This window comes from Methylophaga sp. UBA1464 (assembly GCF_002325665.1).
Taxonomy (GTDB): Bacteria; Pseudomonadota; Gammaproteobacteria; order Nitrosococcales; family Methylophagaceae; genus Methylophaga.
The window spans coordinates 5,555-8,788 of record NZ_DCSO01000026.1; the positions used below are offsets into that span (position 1 = coordinate 5,555).

Below are 3,234 nucleotides of genomic sequence, written 5' to 3' on the forward strand. Positions count from 1 at the left end.
CACCAAAAGCACCTTCTTGTGGATATTGCGGCGCGCCAAATGGGCAGGCATAAAAGCAATAACCACAACCAATGCAAATATCTTTGTCATGCAATACCACACCATCATCTGTGGTGTAGAAGCAATCTACCGGGCATACCGCTTGGCATGGCGCATCGCTGCAATGCATGCAGGCAACTGAGATAGATTTTTCACCTGGAATCCCATCATCGATAGTGACGACGCGGCGACGGTTAATACCCCAGGGTACTTCATGTTCATTTTTACAGGCAGTGACACAGGCATTGCATTCAATACAACGCTCGGCATCACACAAAAACTTCATTCGAGCCATTTAGCAATCCCCTTAATTAGGCAGCACGGATACGACAGAGAGAAACTTTCGTTTCCTGCATCGCCGTTACGGAGTCATAACCATAAGTGAATACGGTGTTACACGATTCACCTCGAACATGTGGCACAGTGCCTTCAGGGTAATTATCAATCAAATCCTTACCCTGATAGTGGCCGCCAAAGTGGAACGGCATAAACACTACGCCACGCTCAACACGCTGGGTCACCATTGCCATTACTTTGATGGTTCCCCCTTCAGGACCATCCACCCATACCTGCTGACCATCTTTAATGCCTGCATTGTTGGCATCAGCCGGATTAATTTCGATAAACATATCCTGCTGTAACTCAGCCAGCCATGGATTAGAACGGGTTTCTTCACCACCACCCTCGTATTCCACCAGTCGGCCACTGGTCATGATTAATGGGAAGTCTTTACTGAAATCTTTCGCCTGAATTGAACCATAACGCGTCGGCAGACGATAAAAGCTGCGGCGATCTTCATAGGTAGGATATTTTTCCACCAGATCACGACGGGTTGTATACAGCGGTTCACGGTGAATTGGTACTGGATCCGGGAACTGCCAGACTACTGCCCGCGCTTTGGCATTACCATAAGGCGCACAACCATGTTTGATGGCGACACGTTGGATACCACCCGATAAATCGGTTTTCCAGTTTTTACCTTCGGCCTCGGCTTTTTCCTCAGCGGTCAGATCATCCCACCAGCCCAGCTCCTTGAGCATGGTATCGGTAAATTCAGGATAACCATCCGTGAGTTCAGCCCCCACTGTACTGGAGCCTTCTTCAGATAACAGGTTGACGCCATCACGTTCCACACCAAAGCGGGCACGGAATGGACCACCGCCTTCAGCTACCGGTGTAGAGTTGTCATACAGAATATGACTGCCCGGATGTTTCATTTCCGGTGGTCCCCAGCAAGGCCAGGGCAAACCGTAAATTTCACCATCGCATGGGCCGCCCTCGGCTTTCAATGTGGTGGTATTGAAGGTATGCAGGTTTTCAGATTGCAATTTGAGACGTTCTGGCGACTGACCAGTGTAACCAACTGCCCACATGCCTCTGTTGTATTCGCGCGTGATATCTTCAATCAATGGCTCTTCACCATTCACTTCGATCTGATTGCACAGTTCCTGTTCAAAGCCGAATTTTTTGGCGAATTTGTACATGATGGTGTGATCAGGCAATGATTCAAATAATGGCTTGATGATTTGGAAACGCCATTGCACTGAACGATTTGATGAAGTCAGTGAACCATAGGTTTCAAACTGGGTTGAAGCGGGTAATAAATACACCCCGTCTTGGCGATCATTCATAACGGCAGAAACCGTTGGATAAGGATCCACCACCACCAGTAAATCCAGCTTTTCCATGGCTTCTTTCATTTCCGGGCCACGAGTCTGGCTGTTTGGCGCATGCCCCCAAAGCACCATCGCTTTGATGGCATCATTCTGGTCGATGTTATCTTTATTTTCCAAGACACCATCAATCCAGCGGGAAACCGTAATGCCGTTGGTATACATCGGTGACACCGCAGTGCCTTCAACTTCTTCGTATTTGGTTTGATCGAATTTCTGTTTCAGCCAGTCCAGCTCGACATTCCATACCCGGGCCCAATGCTCCCAGGCACCTTCAGCCAGACCGTAATAACCCGGCAGACTGTTAGAAACCACACCGAAGTCGGTGGCTCCCTGAACGTTGTCATGGCCACGGAAGATATTGGTTCCACCACCGGAAACCCCCATATTACCCAGCGCTAACTGCAGAATGCATAATGCGCGGGTATTACTGTTACCCACGGTATGCTGGGTAATGCCCATACACCAGATAACCGTACCGGGACGGTGTTCGGCCATGGTTTTGGCGGCCTGATAAACATCCGCTTCCTTGGCGCCACTGACTCTTTCGACTTCCGCCGGTGGCCAGTTCGCCACTTCCTTACGGATCTCTTCCATTCCATAAACACGCTGATCGATAAAGCTTTTATCTTCCCAGCGATTTTCAAAAATGTGCCACAACATACCCCAGACAAACGGGATATCAGAACCACTGCGGATACGAATAAACTGATCCGCATGGGCGGCGGTACGACTGAAGCGCGGGTCGACTACAATGATCGGTGCACCACGTTCTTTACCACGGAAAATATGTTGTAACGAAACCGGATGAGCTTCGGCCGGATTGGCACCAATGATGAAAATTGCTTTTGAATTATGAATGTCATTATAAGAGTTGGTCATTGCACCATAGCCCCAGGTATTGGCTACCCCGGCAACAGTGGTGGAATGACATATCCGTGCTTGGTGATCGACGTTATTGGTGCCCCAGAATGCGGCAAATTTGCGGAACAGGTAAGCCTGCTCATTGCTGAATTTTGCAGAGCCCAGCCAGTAAACCGAATCCGGTCCTGAAGTTTCTCGTATGTTCAGCATATGTGTGCCGATTTCTTCGATCGCTTGATCCCATGACAATCGTTGCCATTTGCCATCGACTTTTTTCATCGGATATTTAAGACGTTTGTCACCGTGACCATGTTCGCGGACCGATGCCCCTTTGGCACAATGCGACCCCAGATTGAAAGGATGATCAAAACTTGGTTCCTGACCGATCCACACACCGTTTTGCACTTCTGCAGTGACACCGCAACCTACGCTGCAATGACTACAGACACTGCGTACCCTGGTGATTTCGCCTTCATCATAAGCCGGCTGGCGGCCTTCAGCCGCGTCTGCTTTTTGAATCATTGCGGTAGGCAACAGACTCATAAAGGCTGCGCCACCCGCAGCAATACCTGAACCTTTCAGGAATGTACGACGGTTAACGCCTGATTTATCACTGCGAATAGCTGCCGGATCACGTTTAGTCAGTTTCATAGCGTCA

At 49.3% G+C, this 3,234-nt stretch carries 2 protein-coding genes; both read right to left on the reverse strand.

Annotated elements, in window-relative coordinates; all coding sequences use genetic code 11:
* The coding region (locus B3O33_RS02605; RefSeq protein ID WP_292362870.1) for a 4Fe-4S binding protein at positions 1-334 on the reverse strand (334 nt) is incomplete at its 3' end.
* A gap of 16 nt (positions 335-350) precedes the next feature.
* Complete coding sequence (locus tag B3O33_RS02610; RefSeq protein WP_292362138.1) at positions 351-3,227, reverse strand: formate dehydrogenase subunit alpha; 2,877 nt, start codon at positions 3,225-3,227, stop codon at positions 351-353.
* Positions 3,228-3,234: the final 7 nt, after the last annotated feature.

What these genes read in the sequence shown, in the direction of transcription:
- B3O33_RS02610 (WP_292362138.1), bottom strand. Translation starts at nt 3,227, where the DNA reads ATGAAACTGACTAAACGTGATCCGGCAGCTATTCGCAGTGATAAATCA.